This is a genomic window from Paludifilum halophilum (genome assembly GCF_002245355.1).
GTDB classification, from domain to species: Bacteria; Bacillota; Bacilli; order Thermoactinomycetales; family DSM-45169; genus Paludifilum; species Paludifilum halophilum.
In genome coordinates, this window is sequence record NZ_NOWF01000001.1 from 359,745 (window position 1) to 377,338 (window position 17,594).

Sequence of the window (17,594 nt, forward strand, 5' to 3'; positions counted from 1 at the left end):
TTCCCCTCATCCCTCCCGGACCAGCGCCTCTTTCAACGGCGACGACACGTAATTCTGAATCAGTTCGAGCAAATCATGACGCACTTCTAGAGGGCGTATGTTCCTCGCCAGTTGAAGGGTTTCCGCAGCCAGGGAACGGACGCGGTTCATCGGAACCGACCCCCACGGGGACATGCGCTCCGGGGAAACAGCTTCCCAGGAGTGAAGGAGCATCAGATATCCACAGAGAGGTTCCCAAGAATCCCGGGCCTCCTCTTCACAAAAAAAGCGGGCCAAGGCAGCGAGCAACCCTCCCTGAACGCGCATAGCCAGCTGAATGTAGGCCGACCAGGAAACCTCCCGTTGACCTCCCATCGCGTAAAGACCCATCTTCGCTTCGTTGACATCACAGACTGCCTTGGACAAGCGAGTGATCCCCTTAACTTCCCCCTCATCGGCGAGTTTTTCATAAAACAAGCTGCTCAAATAATCGCCCGCCAACACCGATAATTGGCGGGAACGCATTCCCTGTCCGCCGATCTCCTTCTCGTTGGACACGGTTTCATGGATATCCAAACCCATTTTCACCAGGCATGTCGCCACGCAATACAGGTGAATGCGCTCCTTCGGTTGTGAGCAGGAACGCATCATGTAGTAGAGAACCTGTACAAAAAACGAAGGGATCTCCGGCCTGGTAAGGGTTTGCTCCAGATAGGAGCAACGGATCATATTGTTGATTTCCGAGTGAATTCGGCGAATCTCTCTATCTGCGGACGTCATGTCGCGCCCCCCAACCATACAGTCAAATACGGTTATTTCCCCTTCAGTATAACATACTTTCCATGTACCAACACTGCACAGTTCGGTCTTTCAAGGGCCAAATCCCACCGGTTTCACCTGAAACATCCGTTCCATGTACTTTTGGGACGGCAACTCCTTGGCATTTTTCATCTGCGGATCCTGTTTGAGGTCCTCCCGACGGGCTTCCACCATCCAATCCTCCCCGGCCGCAACATGAACGCGGAGACGGACTGTCGATACGTTCTCCGTATGGACCAGGGAATGCCGGATCAGAGACAATACCTTGTCGTACACCTGGCGGTCGGTGGCGGAATCTTTGAAATCCACCCGGATCGACAGAACCTCTCCTTCCAGGTCAACCGTACGAATCTCATCGGTTTCCCGAAAATTGGACAAAAAATCAACCAGCGTTTCCTCTGTGACCACCCGTTCCTTGAAAGGATGGAAGGCGGTCACATCCGTATCATGGCGATCCGGCCGTTCAAGAGCCGGCAAAAGTGACAGGAGCGCAGCGATCATCGCCGATATAAAGACAGAAGCAAATAAATGGCGGGCAATCTGCATCAGACCCCTCCCTTGTCTTCCTGTCACCATTGTATCGGCGAACACCGCCAATCATGCCCCGATTCGCCCGGTTATCATTCCTCTTCCGTATCCATCTTTCCGAAGGGAGTCATGACCTCCGCTTTGCCGCGAATTTTGACAGCGGAGGTGCTCTCCGTAAACTGAGCGAGCATCACTTCTCCCTTGTCCAACTTCTCGGAGTGATGAAATCGCGTATCCCTTCCCCGGGTCATCCCGATGACACTCACTCCGTTTTCCTTCGCTTTTACCACAAAATAATCTCCAGCTTGATTCTCTTTCATCGAAAGACCTCCCTTAGTCCAATCCTCTTTGTTTCACCTAAACAAAAAGGCTCTCCAGCCAGGAGAGCCTTTGAATTGGTCGGGCTAGCCGGATTTGAACCGACGACCTCTTGCGCCCCATGCAAGCGCGCTACCAAGCTGCGCCATAGCCCGACATATCCGTTGAATAATGTTGTTCGCGTTGAAGCGACATGATTTAGTATATCGCGCTTTCATTAGGGTGTCAAGGGGTTATGTCGGGTTTTTTTATCTTATTTCGATCCGATCCCGATCAAGCTCAAAGCCTCGGCTCGCGCCGCCGGATCCTTTTCAAAGACCCCGCGTACGGAAGAGGTTACCGTCATCGCTCCCGGTTTTTTGACACCACGCATCGTCATACACATATGTTCCGCCTCCGCGACTACGATGACCCCGTGGGGATCCAGGGTTTTTTTTATCGAGTCGGCGATGGAATACGTGATGCGCTCCTGAAGCTGCGGTCGCCGCGAAATGGCCTCCACCGCCCGCGCCAGTTTGGAAAGACCCGTCACTCGACCACCCCTCGGGATGTAGCCGACATGAGCCTTTCCGAAAAAAGGAACCAAATGATGCTCGCACATGGAAAAGAAAGGAATGTCCTTAACCAAAACCAGTTCCTCATGCACCTCGTTGAAAATCGTCGAAAAATGCTCCTCAGGATCTTCCCGCATCCCTGAAAAGACTTCCTCGTACATGCGGGCCACCCGTTTGGGTGTATCCACGAGGCCCTCCCGGTCCGGATCTTCGCCTACCGCCTCCAAAATCATTCGAACCGCTTGTTGGATTTTTTCATGATTGATTTCCATCTCGATTCGCCTCCATTCCACCTGCTGTGTCTGAGGTTGGCGAAGAGCCGCTTATCAAAAGATACCCTCTGACCGTTTTACGCAAACCGAGATCCGATGAAAAAACAAAGGCCCCGAAGGGCCTTTGTCGGTACAGTTTTGGCATAAACCCGGGGAAGTAAACCTCCCCTGCCACCGGCTGTACCTGATGGAGGAGGGTACTCGTCCCGTCCTCCCGGGTGAGATCTATGTACCCAACCCTTTCGCATTACTTCGAGTTTACTCCGTCCTTTAGCGCTTTACCCGGTTTAAAAGCGGGCACTTTGCTGGCGGCGATCTGAATCTCTTCCCCGGTTTGCGGATTGCGGCCTTTGCGGGCGGCACGCTCACGTACCTCAAAGTTACCAAAGCCGATCAGCTGGACTTTTTCACCGGAACGAAGCGCCTCCGTGATCGCGTCGAATACGCCATCCACCGCTTGGGTCGCATCCTTTTTCGTCATGTTGGTCTTTTCAGCTACTTGAGCAATCAGTTCCGTTTTGTTCACTACCTTCACCTCCTTCAAACGCGTTCGGTTCTAACTCAATGTTTCACCGTTGATCTGCATCTTATACGTCCGCAGTCCCGACGGGAGCGGACAAACCTATAGTAATACACAAAACAGGCGAATTTCAAGTAGTTACGGGCTTTCCATCGGAAAAAAGCAAAAAAAGCACTCTTTTTGAGCGCTTTTTCCATGGAAGAGGAAATTATAAGATGATGGCGATCAAACCACCCGAACCTTCATTGATGATCCGCTCTAACGTCTCTTGAAGTTTATATCGGGCGTTTTCCGGCATCATCGATAGTTTGGCCTGAATTCCTTCCTTGACGATGGAATGGAGGGATCGACCAAAGATGTCCGATTCCCAAATGCTGAGAGGATTCTGCTCAAAATCCCGCATCAAGTAGTTGACCAGCTCTTCGCTTTGCCGTTCTGATCCGATGATCGGGGCAAACTCCGAATGAACATTGACCCGGATCATATGGATAGACGGTGCTGTCGCTTTCAGTCGCACGCCGAATCGGGGGCCCTGTTTGATCAGTTCCGGCTCATCCAGGGTCATCTCCTCCAGGGTCGGGGCGGCGACGCCATACCCTGTCGTCCTTACCATTTGAACCGCATCGGAAACTTTATCATATTCCCGTTTGGCCTTTGTAAACTCCTGCATCAGTTCCAAAAGGTGGTCTTTCCCGCGAATGGACACCCCTACAACCTCCGTCAAAATGCGGTCATACAACTCATCCGGGGCATACAGATCAATCTCCGCCACCCCTTGCCCCATATCCATTCCGGAGAGAGCCGCCCTCTGGATAAATTCATATTCCGAAAAGTACCCCACCACCTGATCCACATCTCTCAGGCGCCGGATATCCTGGACCGTATCCCGAACCGAGTTCTCAAACTCCTGCCGGAGCCAGTGTTCCTCATCCAATACCATAACCCAACTGGGAAGATTGACGTTGACTTCGTGAACCGGGAATTCATACAATACTTCCTTCAAAACGGCATAAATCTCTTCTTCGCCCATGGTGGCCACACTCATCGCCATCACGGGAATATCGTATTTCTCCTCCAGCGATTCCCGCAGTGCCTGAGCCTCTTCACTGTGAGGATGTGCAGAGTTGAGAAGAAGAATGAAGGGTTTGCCCACTTCCTTCATTTCTTCCACAATCCGCTCCTCCGCGTCTTCATATGCCTGCCGGGGAATATCGGCAATGGAACCGTCCGTCGTTACCGCAACACCCAGGGTGGAATGTTCCTGAATCACTTTGCGAGTCCCGATTTCCGCCGCTTCCTGGAAGGGAATCGGCTCCTCGTACCACGGTGTATTGATCATCCGAGGCCCGGCTTCATCCTCATACCCCTTCGCGCCTTGAATGGCATAACCGACGCAATCCACCAACCGGACATTGATGTCGATCCCTTCGCTGACGTTCAACTGAACGGCCTGGTTGGGAACAAACTTCGGCTCAATCGTGGTGATGGTCTTGCCGGCCCCGCTCTGGGGCAGTTCATCGGTGGCACGGACCTGTTCGGCGTCATCGCTGATGTTGGGGATGACGACCTGCTCCATAAATCGCTTGATAAAAGTCGATTTTCCGGTGCGTACCGCACCGACCACACCTAGATAGATATCTCCTCCAGTCCGTTCGGCAATATCTTTAAAGATATCGACTTTTTGCACGAAAACCCCTCCCTTGAAAGTTCCGGCTTGATCTGTGTCATCGGTGCGAAGGCCCTTCGCCTCCTTTTCACGCGTTCCGGATCATTTTGGACACTATAAATATATGAGGGGGACGCCGCTTTATGAATCCCCTTTCGGAAAAAAGAAATGAGCTGTCCATTCGACAGCTCATTACAAGGATTGATGAAATCCACGCTCCGATTGTTCATCGGTCAGCCCGGAAAACAGGATCGCCATCCTCCAGACGGATCGGAGGAGAAAATACGGGAACAAAGATTGAATCTTTATATAACAGCCGTCTCAGATCTTTGCTCTCTGGCGGCTTTTCCTCTGCTTGTTCCAACTTTTGCATCACGTCCTTGCGATAATCCAGATAAACCTTTCCCTTCTCATCCACGAGAATCGGCAGGTCCATCCGGGAAGAGTAGGGGCTGGGAATCGTCCACGGCTCTTCCCCTAACGCTTTGAAATCGAGGGAATAAAGGTTGGGCCCTTCCTTTTTGTCCTTGGGAACATCCGCTTGCTCCCGCCGATAAGCATCCACCCGGGATTGCAGATCGCGGACTTTCTCGATCAACCGCAGGTCCATCACTCGAACCTCAGGCTCTTTCCCGGGATTGACGATCACGTAAATATAATGTCCTCCTTTTCCAAAGGAGGTAGCCGGGGGGCTATCGATCACCGATTGCATCTTCGAGAAATCAACCACGTATTTTTGATATAAATGGACTCCCGCCGGAGCTTCTTTGATGGGTAGCACCGGGGTATGTTTCATGTATTCGTCCAGAGCGGTCTGCACCCGCTGGATATCCTGAGGCAAATCTTTTTCCACTTGACGGTTGAACTCCTCCGTCCGGACACATCCGGCCGCGAGCAGAACGATCAAGCATAAAACCACCGCCTGTTTGACTCGAACCATTCTTCTCCCTCTCTCCACATTGTGACATCGTCTTCGGGCCCCTTGAAAAAACTTTACACCAGCGCCCGAATCCCGAATAAAAAGGCCGGAAACAGCATTAAAACGGCGATGATGGACAGCAGTAAACGAACCCAACCGCGGCTCAATTGCCGGGTCCAAGCGATCATGAAATTGGCCACCAAAAGCAGTACGATAGCGATCATCGCGTCCATATCGGTCATCATCCTTCTCGGTTCAATCTACTCCCAGTATAGCAAATCCACATCCGCCTACCAATCTCCCGGGCTTCTGTCCCTTATCGGATAGGGGCGGGTCGCATAAGATAGGGAAGACATCAGCCCGAAGTGGAGGAGTCTTACAATGGGAAACCCCGCTTGGCAACGCCGACCGGTTCAACCGAGACGCAAACCAGTGCGAAGACGGAAGAGGACCGTGTCGCCGAGTCAGAAAAACTCGCTGTCCACTCCCACCTTATCGGATGTCATCAGTGGATTTTTCACTCTGAGATCCACGGTGAAAGAGTTGAGTCTGTCGTTACAACGTTTGGAAAATATCATGGATAATGCATACCGAATGTTCGATTTGGCCAACACAGTGCTCTCCCGGAAGCAACCCCCGCGCCGACGCCCCCCTCTGCGTCTGGTCAAGCCGAACCGGGAGGAGGAAGACATTCCCCGGCTGAATCTCCCCCCGGAGGAGGGAACAGAAGGAGCTCCCCTGGGAAAGCTGTTCGAATCCCTCGACTTGTCGCAGATTCTTAAATTGATCCAGTCTCCCGCCGCTCAACAATTGATGAACGGACTTCTGAAATCCCAAACCTCCAGCGACCACAGCCGACAAAAACAGGGGTAACGCTGACATAAGCGTTACCCCTTCTTCTGACTCCACCGCCCCTATCTGTAAACTGGTCCCTATCCCCTTGGCCAAGAGCCTGTATTACGGGGGGGTGGAATCAGATAGTAATACAGAGTATGAATGACCGGTCTTCCTTGCAACGAGTGATCCGCCTAACCCCCGGCGAAATTTATCGCGTTCCTTGAAGCATTTCTTCCATCTCATCGGTTTTCCCTCGGTTCATCAAATCCTCTACTGCCCGCTTCGGCTCCTTGTTTTCAAACAGAACGGCATAAAGCTCCCGGGTAATCGGCATCTCGACGCCATATTTTTCAGCGAGGCGTTGTGCCGCCTGGGTAGTTTTGACTCCTTCCACCACCATCCCCATTTCCCTTAGCACCTGATCCAGGGTTTTGCCCTGTCCCATCAGGTAGCCCGCTCGCCAATTCCGGCTGTGATGGCTGGTACAGGTGACGATTAAATCCCCTACCCCGGACAAACCGGCAAAAGTGACTGCCTGAGCACCCATCGCCATCCCGAGCCGGGCCATCTCCGCCAACCCCCGGGTGATCAGTGCGGCTTTAGCATTATCCCCGAAACCCAGGCCATCGGATAACCCCGCTCCGAGAGCGATGATATTCTTCAGCGATCCGCCGATCTCGATACCCACAACATCCGGGTGAGTATACACCCGAAAATAAGAATTGATCAATAAGGCCTGAGCCTCATCCGCCACCTCTGAATTCCCGGCTGCGACCACCACCGTCGTCGGGGATTTGCGAACCACTTCCTCGGCATGACTGGGCCCGGAAAGAACGGCGATCCGATCGGACAGTGCCAAAGGCAGTTCCTCCGCCAATACTTCAGAGATCCGTTTCAGCGATTTTAATTCGAATCCCTTTGAGGCGTGGATGACCACTGCATTCTCTCCGATATGTGGAGAAGCTTCCCGTGCCACTTCCCTCACCGATTGGGAAGGGACAGCGAACAGGACCAGATCTTTATCCGCTGCCGCCTTTTCGACGGAAACTGTCGCAGTCAAAGTCTCCGGTAACGCGATTCCCGGCAGGTACCCGGTGTTTCGGTGATCCCGGTTGACTTCTTCCGCCAATTCCCTGCGGCGGGCCCACAATGTCACATCATAACCATTATCGATCAAGACCGTGGCTAAGACGGTTCCCCAGCTTCCCGCACCCAATACAGCTGCTTTCTTCTTTGTCATGTAAGACCCTCCGTCCATCAACATCCGTCATTTCTTCGCAGTCCCGATCTTACTCTCCGTCCCTTTCATGAGACGCTTAATATTGGCGGCATGGCGCATGAAAGCCATCAACGTCACCAATAGACTGATATAGATATAGGGGGTCGGATAATCGAACACAGCGATCATCACGGGAAGAGCGGCGGCAAATATCAATGAACCCAATGAAACGTAACGAGAGATGATAATAGCCAGAATCGCCGCCACACCGGAGACGAGAGCCGCCAAAAACGCCAAGGGCACCATCACGCCGATCGTGGTGGCAATCCCCTTTCCACCGCGAAACCCCAGAAAGATTGGCCAGTTGTGACCGATAATCGCCGCAACCCCGGACATCATCGTTGCCGCAGGTCCGACTCCCAACAGGGCGGCCACCCCGACGGCGGCCATTCCCTTTAATGCGTCCAGAACAAAAACAGCGGCGGCAGGACCTTTCCCCACCACCCGAAGCATATTGGTAGCGCCGGCATTACCGGACCCCTGCTGACGAATATCGCCTCTCTTCAATATCCGGGCCAGCCAATAGCTGAAACTGAAAGATCCCAATAAATAAGAGACCAAAACCGCAAGAACAGACTTGACGATCATGGTTCCGTTCCCCTCCTCCCTGGTATCTATCTCCCCTTGCGGTAAGACCGGAACAAAGCATCTCGGCTCCTGTCAATCTTTTCGCTTTCGCAGGTAGATACGGATGGGCGTTCCCTCGAAACCGAAAGCCTCCCGCAATTCATTTTCCAAATAGCGTTGATAACTGAAGTGAATCAATTCGGGATCGTTGACAAACAAAACGAACGTCGGTGGTTTAACGGCCACCTGTGTCCCATATTGAATTTTTCCCCGGCGCCCCTTCACGGAGGGAGGGGGTGTCGACATGGTTGCATCCTGCAATACCTGATTGAGAACCGAGGTGGAAATCCGCATTGCATGCTGTTCCGCCACTTCTTTGACCAGGGGAAGTACCCGATGTACCCTCTGTCCCGTCAGGGCGGAGGTAAACACAATCGGAGCGTAATTCATGAAAGAAAAATGGTCCCGTATCTCCCTGCGGAACCGGTTCATCGTCTGATCGTCCTTATCCACAGCATCCCATTTGTTAACCACGAAGAGGACTGCGCGCCCAGCCTCATGAGCGACCCCGGCAATCCGCTTGTCCTGTTCGGCGATTCCCCGGGCCCCGTCGATTAAGACAATCACAACGTCAGAGCGCTCAATCGCCTTCAGGGCACGCAGGACACTGTATTTTTCCGTCGATTCATACACTTTTCCGCGCTTCCGCATTCCCGCTGTATCGATCAACACGTAATCCTGGTCCTGGTGCTGAAGGGGCGTATCAATCGCGTCCCGAGTCGTTCCCGCCACCGGACTGACGATCACTCGTTCTTCCCCCAGGATTTTATTGACTAACGAAGATTTCCCCACGTTGGGCCGTCCGATCACCGAAACCCGGATGGTATCCTCGTCATACTCCTCTTCCTCCCGGTCCGGAAGATGGTTTACAACGGCATCCAACACATCGCCGGTTCCCGTTCCGTGAATCGAGGAGACGGCAATCGGTTCGTCGAATCCGAGCTGGTAAAAATCGTACACCTCTTCATGATGTTTGATATGATCCAGCTTATTGACAGCCAGGATCACCGGTTTATTCGAGCGATGGAGCATTCGGGCCACTTCCTGGTCCGTTGCCGTCACTCCTTCCCTTCCGTCCACCACAAACAGGATTACATCCGCCTCTTCAACGGCCAGTTCCGCTTGTTGGCGGATATGTTGGATCACTTCATCCTTTTGGTCGAATTCCAGTCCACCGGTATCAATGAGATGAAAGTCGCGTCCCGACCAATCTCCTTTACTATAAATGCGATCCCGGGTGATTCCCGGTTTGTCTTCCACAATGGCAATGCGTTCCCCTGCTATACGGTTAAAAAGTGTTGATTTTCCCACATTGGGCCGCCCCACAATAGCAACCACAGGCAAAGTCATCAGCTGTCCTCTCCTTCTGTTACGATCCAACCGCGTTCTTGCGGCCAGGGTGATCCTGATCCGCAGTAAGATTGTCGTTCCTCATCCGTTGCCAGTATGATTCTACCATAGAAGACCGTATCCGCCTACAGCACAAAGCCATCGTCCCCAGCCTGCCGTCCGCTTTTTCCGGAGGAGTCGTTCTTTACCTGTTCCACCAGAGTGAGAAGACGAGGATAGCTTCGGCGGATTCCCCAAGCAGCCAAAGGACGTCCCAGAGAAGGGATTCCGTATCGCCGGGACAGCGCTCCCCCCACTTTCGTGAGTAAAGTAATGCGGTCCAAGGCGTGAACGAGGCGGCATTCCTCTTCATTGCGCCCCAGAAGCTGCCACAGAGAGCGGATCACCCTTTGACCCTCCCGCCAATTCCTTCCGAGACCGATGGTATAGACGGAATTCCCCCGCTCATCATCCCCCTTGTAAAAGAGAATTCCCATCGCATCATCCCGGGCTTGGTCAAAATCGGGCAAAGAAAGAATCTCTTCCATTGTGGGCGCCCGGTTCGACGGGAGCCGGTTCAGGTGGATAGCGGCGGCAATGATCGAAGAATGAGCGCTTCCATAACACTGGTAAATGATATGCATCAACGCCCTACTTCCTTTCCCGGTAGATCCGCAACAATTGCGGATAATACTCGATCCATTGTTCCCAGGAGACAACACCGGGAGCTTGAATCTTCACGGGGACCATATCCCAATCCCGGGGTGAATCACCCGCCAATTTCACGATATGGAACAAAATCCTTCGAAAGATGGCCTCCTCCCCCCTGAAACCGCTAAAATAAATGTGAATTCCCTGTGAATCGATACCTGCCGCCCATATCTGCCCCGGAATAAAACAGGAGATGCCGATCCTTTCTCCCCATTGAGCCAAGTCCTTTCCTGCCGGCCACGCTTCCGCTTCTGAAAAAATCTCCGCTGCCGCGAACAAAAATGCGGCCGCTCCCTCGTCACGGCTCAGATAGATACGATGCTTCATCAGTGACGAACAATAATCATGGTATGATCATCCAATTGATGAGCCATACCACTCAGTATTTTTTCCAGCAGAAAAGCCCGTTCTTCTAATTCTTGCGCGTCAGCAACATAAAAGACAGGTGCTCCACCGCCCACTTGCTCCTTCCGGTCCGAGACAACCGCCAGGATTTTCTTTTCCAGGGTTGTACCCATCACCCATCCTCCTTACCTGGATCGAAGATCAAGCCCGGTCCGGTTGTTCCTCCGGTAAACGGACCGCACTCTCCAACACCGGAACTTTCTGAACGACCCGAATCGCCCTTTCCTCATTCCGATCCTCGGGCAGCAACAAAACGCCCAGCCTCCCATCCTCCAAATCCCGCTTCGAAATCGGGGTCAGGGAAGGCTCTCCGGTATCCCGATATACCCCGAGAATGGTGGAAGCATCGTGCAGGATCGCCTGCCGCTGTCCCGCATTGGCCAAAGTAATGCGACTGTCCACATTCTTTGGCTCGATAATGATCCCGATTCCCCGATCCAGAATGCGCTGACGGTTCTCCTTCAAGCCAACATTCATCAAATAAATATCATCGACATACAGACCGGCTTCCTCCATCCGCAGTTCTCCGGGACGCACTTCGGTGATTTGCCCCAAATTTTTTCCGGACTGAAGCACCCCGGTAATTACGATGGCTACCAAACCGACAAGAATCCCGAGATACCAGGTACCGACTACAACGGTCAGCGAGGTGAGAAACGCCGTCAGGATCACCAGGTAGTTCCGTCCCTCAAACGCCATGGCGATCCCTTCAATATACGATGGCCCCCTTTTCACCAACTCCATCTGATCCAACTTGGACAAACTTTCCCGCTCCATATTCCGTACTTCACGAAACTGCTGTGCGGCCAGGGATAAAAAGGTAATCGCCGTATATTCTTTTTCCAACAATGCGGGAACAGCCACCGCTCCCAACCCTGCCGCAATAAATCCCAGGGATAGGTGGATCACCTGGCCGTGCAAGTAAGTGGGGTATTGACGGTAGTCAGTCCGAAGCATTCGCAACCGGCTAAAAAAGCCGGTCATCACTCCGATTATCACCGCCCATGTATACGGAGTCAGATTCATGAAAGCTCACCTGATTCGTCTGGTTGTTAACCGGAAGCGCAAGATCCAGCGGTGGGCGTAACGTTGCCCGTAATGAAGGAGGAGCAGAAACGAAAGGACCGCCCAGATAAAATCCCGAAATTCCGCATGTCCGAATAAGATCGGATTGAACGCGTCCCTGTGCAGAATGAGACTCAAACCTTCAGATACCATCAAACCACCGACGACCACGGCCATTCGATCACCTAGAAAACGGGAATTGGAAAAAGCGACTCCGAGAGCGATCAATCCCGCAATGACTCGGTAAACATACAGGGAACCGGACGATTCCATCCAGAACCACTCACGGGCCAAAAAGAGAAGAGAGGCGGCCAGGCACAGCGAGGTCGTCACCGTATAGGAACACCCGGTTTTTCTTAAGATGTGCAACAGAAAAGGGAAAAATAACAAAACACCGAGGTGAAATTGAAGGGAAGATGAAAGGGAGATCACCTCGCCCGAAAGAAAAACTTCACCCAAAAGGCAAAACAGCAAGACGGGACGCGCCAACCTCAACTCTTCATACAGTTCGCCAAACCAGCCGGTATAAATCAAAATGATCAGGGATATACAGCACACGATTGAAAAAGTACCGGAAACCATCAACCTCCCCCCTTTTGGTTTTTTTATTATGGCTGTCCCGCTCATCCATCAAAAGAAGTAAAAAAGACCAACCGATCCAGCGGTTGGTCTCCGTAAAAGGGATTTAAAGGTTCCCGGCAGGGTTATTTACTTCAGACGACGAAGCTGATCGCCGAACATATCACCCAGGGTTACGTTCATGCCTTCATTTTTGCGGTCCAGGTTTTCGATTTCTTCCCGAGTCTCTTCCTGTTCCGCTTCTTTAATGCTCAGGCTGATCCGCTTCTGTTCCGGCTGCATATCCAAGATCTTCACCTGAACCTCTTCTCCCTCTTCCAATACTTCAGAGGGGGTGGAGATATGGCGGCGGGAGATTTGGGAGATGTGAACAAGCCCTTCCACTCCCTCATACACTTCCACAAAAGCGCCGAAGGAAACCAGGCGTTTAACCGTCCCTTTCACCACATCACCGGTTTGCAGGACATCAGCCACTTTATCCCAAGGGCCCGGTTGCGTTTCCTTGATGCTCAAGCTGATGCGTTCATTTTCCTTGTCGACCTTGAGTACCTTCACTTGAACTTCTTCCCCTTCCGACAGCGCTTCGGAGGGATGTTCCACCCGGTGCCAGGCCAACTCGGAAACATGGACCAAACCGTCAACGCCTCCGATATCCACAAAAGCGCCGAAGTCGGTAAGCCGTTGAACGGTACCATCCAACACCATACCCGCTTCCAGACTGTCCAGGGTCTCTTCTTTCTTGCGATCCAGCTCTTCATCCAGAACGGCTTTGCGGGACAGGATCAGCTTATTCTTTTCGGGATCGATCTCGATCACTTTCAAGGTCAGCGTACGACCTTTGTAATCGGAGAAATCTTCCACAAAGTGACGCTCCACCAGTGAAGCCGGAATAAAGCCGCGGACACCCAAGTCCACCACCAAACCGCCTTTCACCACGTCGGCCACTTCCGCCTCCAGGCTTTCCCCGGTTTCGAACTTCCGCTGCAGTTCATCCCAGGCGCGTTCAGCATCCACCGCTTTTTTGGAGAGGATCAGTTTATCTTCTTCATCGTTGAGACGCAAAACTTTGACTTTGATTTCGTCTCCTTCATTCAGCACATCGGACGCCTTATCGACGTGCAGACTGGAAAGCTCGGAAATCGGGATCACACCGTCAAACTTGTAGTTGACGTCCACCAACACCTGTTGGTCATCCACCTTCGTCACTTTTCCTTCGACAACATCCCCGCGGTTCAGCGGAGTCACTTCCGCCATTTCGGATTGCATTTCTTCCACCATGACGACAACCTCCTCGTTTACCTACAGACTGATCATCCAGATTTATGAACTCCCCGGGAAGGGAGCGGAACAAATGAAATTAAGAAAGTCAGCCCCTTAATTTCATTAATCCTACAAGCAAGACAGCCGCTAATACCATCGCTCCCGCCGCCGCTGCCGCAAAAGCCAGAACTCCGATCTTAAGACCTCCCAAAAGGAGTGCCGTTCCGACCAAGAAGACTGCCGCCATCCAGGCCATGCGGCGAAAACGTTGCAATGCCTCGGCTTTGTCGAACCCTCGCCGCTGACACTCGCGAACAATCGCGATCCGATACAGCCAAGTGAGTATGAATAGCAGGAGAAGGATCCAGCTCAGCTTCATCGCTCTGACCCATCCGCCATTAAATCGCCGATCCGATCCATCATCCTCTCAGTCACCTCGCGGATCGCTTGGGAAGTAAACCGGTTTCCCCGGTAATCGGAGAGATCCAAAGGCGGACCGAATACGATCCGAACCCTTCGGAATAACCGGTAAGGACCGATGATCGCGGCGGGGATGACAGTGGCGTTACCCTTGAGGGCGATGAATGCGGCACCGGTGTGGGCTTCCCCCAACTCCCCGGTTTTGGAACGGGTCCCTTCGGGAAAAACCCCGAGAACCTCTCCCTTTCCCAACAATTGTAGGGATTTTTTCAGCGCCCGTTTATCGCTGGCACCCCGTTTGACCGGAAAAGCTCCAAATCGGGGAAGGAGAAAGGATAACACCGGAATTTTAAACAACTCCTCCTTGGCCATAAAGCGGATCGGGCGCTGAAGGGCCGATCCGACCAAGGGAGGATCCAAGTTGTTGATATGGTTGGAACAGATGACGACCGGGCCTTCTTTCGGGATATGTTCCAATCCGTCCACCTTCCACCGGTAAAGGACCGCAAAGAATGCCCGAAAGAGGGCCCGAAAGGATCGATACCACATGGTTTACTTCCCACCGCCCACTTTGGTTCGGCAAAGCTCTAAAATCGAACTCACCACTTCTTCCACAGAAAGACCGGTGGTGTCCAAATGCACGGCATCTTCTGCGGGACGAAGAGGAGAGTGCTCTCGATTCTTATCTTTCTCGTCCCGCATGCTGATTTCCTTCTTCAGGTCTTCCATATCGATAGAGTACCCCCGGCGCACCCACTCATGATAGCGCCGGCGGGCCCGTTCCTCGATGGATGCGGTTAGAAAGACCTTGATTTCAGCCTCCGGCAGTACACGGGTCCCGATATCCCGTCCGTCCATAACCACACCGCCTTCACGGGCCAGCTCCTGTTGTTTTTCCACCAATACTCTGCGAACTTCGGGCTGGCCTGCGACGGCGGAGACATTGGATGTTACAGCCGGAGCGCGAATAGCTTCCGAGACCAGCATACCGTCCACCCAGACCTCCATTCCCCTGCGGCCGGTTTTCAGCCGGATTCGGGTCTCCCGGACCAACTGGGCCAGCGATCCTTCCTCGGCCAAATCGATCCGGTTCTGGAGAGCTTTCCAAGTGATTGCCCGGTACATCGCTCCCGTATCCACGTAGGTAAGCCCGAGGCGTTTCGCCACTTGACGGGCCACCGTGCTTTTCCCGGCTCCCGCCGGTCCATCAATCGCTACTGAAAGTCGACTCATGCATGGTCCTCCTACTGCGCACACCGGGTAAAATACAAAGAGCAGGCACGGCCTGCTCGATGGTCGATGAACGGTATTTGATTCATCTCAATATCAAGGTTGATTCCCTGTTTGGAAACCCATGGCCTGCAACTGAACCACGAATGAAAATTCATTCGCTATGTATTCCTTTTTATAAGTCGCCTTTAGAATACCACAAAGCTGTAATGCTTGCAACGACTCAGACTATTTTTCTCGGGCATAAAAAAGGGATCGGACCGGCGAAGCCGGCCCGTTTTTTTCGCTCATTACAGCTGTTCGACATCCTCTTCCTTGACCTTCTCCACGAACTCTTCGTCACCGTTTTGAGCGTTGATAAAAACGCGGTACCGGCTCTTGCCGAGTTTGCCCATAAATTCATAACAAAGCACTTCTTTTCCTTTATCGCCGAAAATCACCGCCAGCTGGCTTTCCTCCGTTTTTAAACGGGGATTGACGTTTTTACGGGCTTCGGCTTTTGACAGCTTCGGTTTCAAATCCCGACTTTCCCGGTGGTTGAACACATATTCATCCGCTTGGAATCCGACGATTTCACCGTTGTCCATCGCCACCTTCACCCCCACCTTTTCGGGGTAGATCACCACATCGTTCTGTCGACGGACAAAAGTAAAGGTCGCCATTTTTCCTACTTCGTCATAGGAGATGGCTTCCATCTCGGGGTACCCGAGATGATCCAAAAATTGAATCGCTTGAGCCTGGGCCTGATCCAGATTTAACTTCGCTTTTTTCACCGGGCGGTCATAGATCATCGACAACAGATAACCGCCCTTTTTGGTGATTTCAGCATTCAGTTCTCTGTTTTCGTTCTTATTCAAACGGGCCGTATAAGTCTGAACATCTCCTTCACGATTGAGTACGACCTTGATCCCCTTCGTATCCGTCCGATCGAGAACATCCGCCACTTTTTCTTTTACTTCCGCCGGACTGACATGATTGCCTTTCAAATTTTTGTATTTCTGACGCTGGTGGGCTTCCAGGTTGTTAATCGTCGATCCCCAGTCTACCTCAGATAACCCTTCGGACACTTTGTCCACCTTTTTAAAACCATCGATAATCGTATTGTCCATCACCTTGTCTTCCGAAGCCTGGGCCAGTTCAACATCCATCCAGCGCAAGTCTTTTTTCAATACCTCCGACTGAACCTTCTGCAGATCCTTTTGCACCGTATTGGAACGATCATACAAATTCCGTAGCGTATTGTATTCCTTATCTGTCAACGGCTTTCGATCCAGATCACGAACCCCGACTCGGTAAGTGAAATCCCCAATTTTGGACAAAAACTGCTCGGTTTTATCAAAGGGCATCATCGTTAAGGGCAACTGACCCAAATCGTTGCGGGCGGAGGCGCTCAAACGCCACACATTGGTCATACAGGTGGAAAGTTGGCGCCGTGTATTCAGGGCGAGGGATTTACCCAGTTCATCCTGCAGTTGGTCCATGTGGAAGTTTAAATCGTGAAAAGCTCTCTGATACTGGTTTTCCGCTTTAATCAGCATACTGTTCTTATCCTGGTTCTCCTGGAATCCCCACACTCCGACACCGATCAAGGCGACCAGGGTGACGGGAAAGAGAACGGCGGCTATCCTTCTATACACGGATGTGTCACTCCTTTTTAATGGCAAAAGATATGCTTTCCGATTCTTTTAATCTGGGGTCGACTCCAGATCCAATCGGAAGTAGCGGTGTCCGGATTGAAATAATATATCGCTCCGGCAGCCGGATCCTGTCCATTTACCGCATCCATCACCGCCTTTTTCGCTTGTTCGTCAGGCGAGAGGTTAATCTGGCCGTCGGAAACTGCTGTAAAAGCGCCGGGCTCATAAATGATGCCGGAAGTCGAATCTGGAAATTTCCCAGCTTCCAGTCGATTCAATATGACCGCGGCAATCGCCACTTGCCCGGTATAGGGCTCTCCGCGGGCTTCACCGTGTACGGCGTTAGCCATTAACTGTATATCGTTTTTCGATAATGAACCGGAGCTCTTCTCGACGTTTTCCGCCCCGGAATCCGAACCGGACGATAATCCGACCGCAACCAGGATAATAAGGATGATAAGACACCGTCTCCAAAGCGAGCGTCCGCCCATGGACTCTTTTCAACCTCCTTTTGTCGAGAAACCTAGTTGTCGGATAGTTTGAGCCGTGTTTCCTTGATTTATGCAAAACAAAAAGCCGGCTGTCGCCGGCCGGTTACAATTTTTCGGATGTGATTTCGAACTCCCCGGAGTTATTGCAC

General features: G+C 52.2%; 22 protein-coding genes, 1 tRNA gene and 1 pseudogene. 1 reads left to right on the forward strand and 23 read right to left on the reverse strand.

Annotation, left to right across the window (positions count from 1 at the left end):
• Window positions 1-6 precede the first annotated feature (6 nt).
• From CHM34_RS01605 to CHM34_RS19155, 9 genes are all read right to left on the reverse strand, one after another.
• Window positions 7-759 carry a heptaprenyl diphosphate synthase component 1 gene (locus CHM34_RS01605; RefSeq protein WP_240511810.1) on the reverse strand — a complete coding sequence of 251 codons (753 nt, stop codon included), beginning with the start codon at window positions 757-759 and terminating at the stop codon, window positions 7-9.
• 90 nt (window positions 760-849) lie between these two features.
• Window positions 850-1,344: a hypothetical protein gene (locus tag CHM34_RS01610; RefSeq protein ID WP_094262821.1), complete on the reverse strand. Its 495-nt coding sequence runs from the start codon at window positions 1,342-1,344 to the stop codon at window positions 850-852.
• A gap of 74 nt (window positions 1,345-1,418) precedes the next feature.
• Window positions 1,419-1,646: a trp RNA-binding attenuation protein MtrB gene (mtrB, locus tag CHM34_RS01615; protein ID WP_094262822.1), complete on the reverse strand. Its 228-nt coding sequence runs from the start codon at window positions 1,644-1,646 to the stop codon at window positions 1,419-1,421.
• 76 nt (window positions 1,647-1,722) lie between these two features.
• Window positions 1,723-1,799, reverse strand: a tRNA-Pro gene (locus CHM34_RS01620).
• A gap of 98 nt (window positions 1,800-1,897) precedes the next feature.
• Window positions 1,898-2,470 (reverse strand): GTP cyclohydrolase I FolE, encoded by a 573-nt coding sequence (gene folE, locus CHM34_RS01625; protein ID WP_094262823.1) that lies wholly within the window; start codon window positions 2,468-2,470, stop codon window positions 1,898-1,900.
• Window positions 2,471-2,717: 247 nt separating this feature from the next.
• Entirely contained in the window at window positions 2,718-3,005 is a 288-nt protein-coding gene (hbs, locus tag CHM34_RS01630) for a non-specific DNA-binding protein Hbs (RefSeq protein ID WP_169713532.1), read from the reverse strand.
• Window positions 3,006-3,198: 193 nt separating this feature from the next.
• Complete coding sequence (gene spoIVA, locus CHM34_RS01635; protein WP_094262825.1) at window positions 3,199-4,677, reverse strand: stage IV sporulation protein A; 1,479 nt, start codon at window positions 4,675-4,677, stop codon at window positions 3,199-3,201.
• A 205-nt stretch (window positions 4,678-4,882) separates the two neighbouring features.
• Complete coding sequence (locus tag CHM34_RS01640) at window positions 4,883-5,596, reverse strand: YphF family lipoprotein (protein ID WP_094262826.1); 714 nt, start codon at window positions 5,594-5,596, stop codon at window positions 4,883-4,885.
• Between the two features lie 53 nt (window positions 5,597-5,649).
• The gene (locus CHM34_RS19155; protein ID WP_169713533.1) at window positions 5,650-5,808 is read right to left on the reverse strand and encodes a hypothetical protein; all 159 of its coding nucleotides are present in this window, start codon (window positions 5,806-5,808) and stop codon (window positions 5,650-5,652) included.
• Between the two features lie 220 nt (window positions 5,809-6,028).
• Here CHM34_RS19155 and CHM34_RS01645 point away from each other — a divergent pair, with 220 nt between their 5' ends.
• Window positions 6,029-6,448: a hypothetical protein gene (locus tag CHM34_RS01645; protein ID WP_141201609.1), complete on the forward strand. Its 420-nt coding sequence runs from the start codon at window positions 6,029-6,031 to the stop codon at window positions 6,446-6,448.
• A 172-nt stretch (window positions 6,449-6,620) separates the two neighbouring features.
• Here CHM34_RS01645 and CHM34_RS01650 read toward each other — a convergent pair whose 3' ends face one another.
• The 14 genes and pseudogenes from CHM34_RS01650 to CHM34_RS01715 all read right to left on the reverse strand — a co-directional run.
• Window positions 6,621-7,652 (reverse strand): NAD(P)H-dependent glycerol-3-phosphate dehydrogenase, encoded by a 1,032-nt coding sequence (locus CHM34_RS01650; RefSeq protein WP_094262828.1) that lies wholly within the window; start codon window positions 7,650-7,652, stop codon window positions 6,621-6,623.
• Window positions 7,653-7,679: 27 nt separating this feature from the next.
• On the reverse strand, window positions 7,680-8,279 hold the full coding sequence (plsY, locus tag CHM34_RS01655; protein ID WP_094262829.1) for a glycerol-3-phosphate 1-O-acyltransferase PlsY: 600 nt from the start codon (window positions 8,277-8,279) through the stop codon (window positions 7,680-7,682).
• 72 nt (window positions 8,280-8,351) lie between these two features.
• Window positions 8,352-9,668 carry a ribosome biogenesis GTPase Der gene (gene der / locus CHM34_RS01660; RefSeq protein ID WP_094262830.1) on the reverse strand — a complete coding sequence of 439 codons (1,317 nt, stop codon included), beginning with the start codon at window positions 9,666-9,668 and terminating at the stop codon, window positions 8,352-8,354.
• Between the two features lie 125 nt (window positions 9,669-9,793).
• Window positions 9,794-10,291, reverse strand: a complete 498-nt coding sequence (locus CHM34_RS01665; protein WP_094262831.1) for a DUF3189 family protein — start codon at window positions 10,289-10,291, stop codon at window positions 9,794-9,796.
• A gap of 7 nt (window positions 10,292-10,298) precedes the next feature.
• Window positions 10,299-10,685 carry a hypothetical protein gene (locus CHM34_RS01670; RefSeq protein ID WP_094262832.1) on the reverse strand — a complete coding sequence of 129 codons (387 nt, stop codon included), beginning with the start codon at window positions 10,683-10,685 and terminating at the stop codon, window positions 10,299-10,301.
• Complete coding sequence (locus CHM34_RS01675; protein ID WP_094262833.1) at window positions 10,685-10,876, reverse strand: capping complex subunit for YIEGIA; 192 nt, start codon at window positions 10,874-10,876, stop codon at window positions 10,685-10,687. The genes CHM34_RS01670 and CHM34_RS01675 overlap by 1 nt, the downstream gene beginning before the upstream one ends.
• A gap of 28 nt (window positions 10,877-10,904) precedes the next feature.
• The gene (locus CHM34_RS01680; protein ID WP_206093740.1) at window positions 10,905-11,783 is read right to left on the reverse strand and encodes a YIEGIA family protein; all 879 of its coding nucleotides are present in this window, start codon (window positions 11,781-11,783) and stop codon (window positions 10,905-10,907) included.
• A 12-nt stretch (window positions 11,784-11,795) separates the two neighbouring features.
• Window positions 11,796-12,410 (reverse strand): hypothetical protein, encoded by a 615-nt coding sequence (locus tag CHM34_RS01685; protein ID WP_094262835.1) that lies wholly within the window; start codon window positions 12,408-12,410, stop codon window positions 11,796-11,798.
• Between the two features lie 126 nt (window positions 12,411-12,536).
• Window positions 12,537-13,685 (reverse strand): 30S ribosomal protein S1, encoded by a 1,149-nt coding sequence (rpsA, locus tag CHM34_RS01690; RefSeq protein WP_094262836.1) that lies wholly within the window; start codon window positions 13,683-13,685, stop codon window positions 12,537-12,539.
• 88 nt (window positions 13,686-13,773) lie between these two features.
• Window positions 13,774-14,046, reverse strand: coding sequence for a hypothetical protein (locus CHM34_RS01695; RefSeq protein ID WP_094262837.1), 273 nt, complete (start codon window positions 14,044-14,046; stop codon window positions 13,774-13,776).
• A complete protein-coding gene (locus CHM34_RS01700; RefSeq protein WP_094262838.1) occupies window positions 14,043-14,636 on the reverse strand; it encodes a lysophospholipid acyltransferase family protein in 594 nt (197 codons plus the stop codon). Before CHM34_RS01700 ends, CHM34_RS01695 begins: the two co-directional genes overlap by 4 nt.
• A gap of 3 nt (window positions 14,637-14,639) precedes the next feature.
• Window positions 14,640-15,320, reverse strand: a complete 681-nt coding sequence (gene cmk, locus CHM34_RS01705) for a (d)CMP kinase (RefSeq protein ID WP_094262839.1) — start codon at window positions 15,318-15,320, stop codon at window positions 14,640-14,642.
• Between the two features lie 287 nt (window positions 15,321-15,607).
• Complete coding sequence (gene ypeB, locus CHM34_RS01710) at window positions 15,608-16,954, reverse strand: germination protein YpeB (protein ID WP_094262840.1); 1,347 nt, start codon at window positions 16,952-16,954, stop codon at window positions 15,608-15,610.
• A 17-nt stretch (window positions 16,955-16,971) separates the two neighbouring features.
• Window positions 16,972-17,325: pseudogene (locus tag CHM34_RS01715) on the reverse strand (cell wall hydrolase); the annotation flags it as partial.
• Window positions 17,326-17,594: the final 269 nt, after the last annotated feature.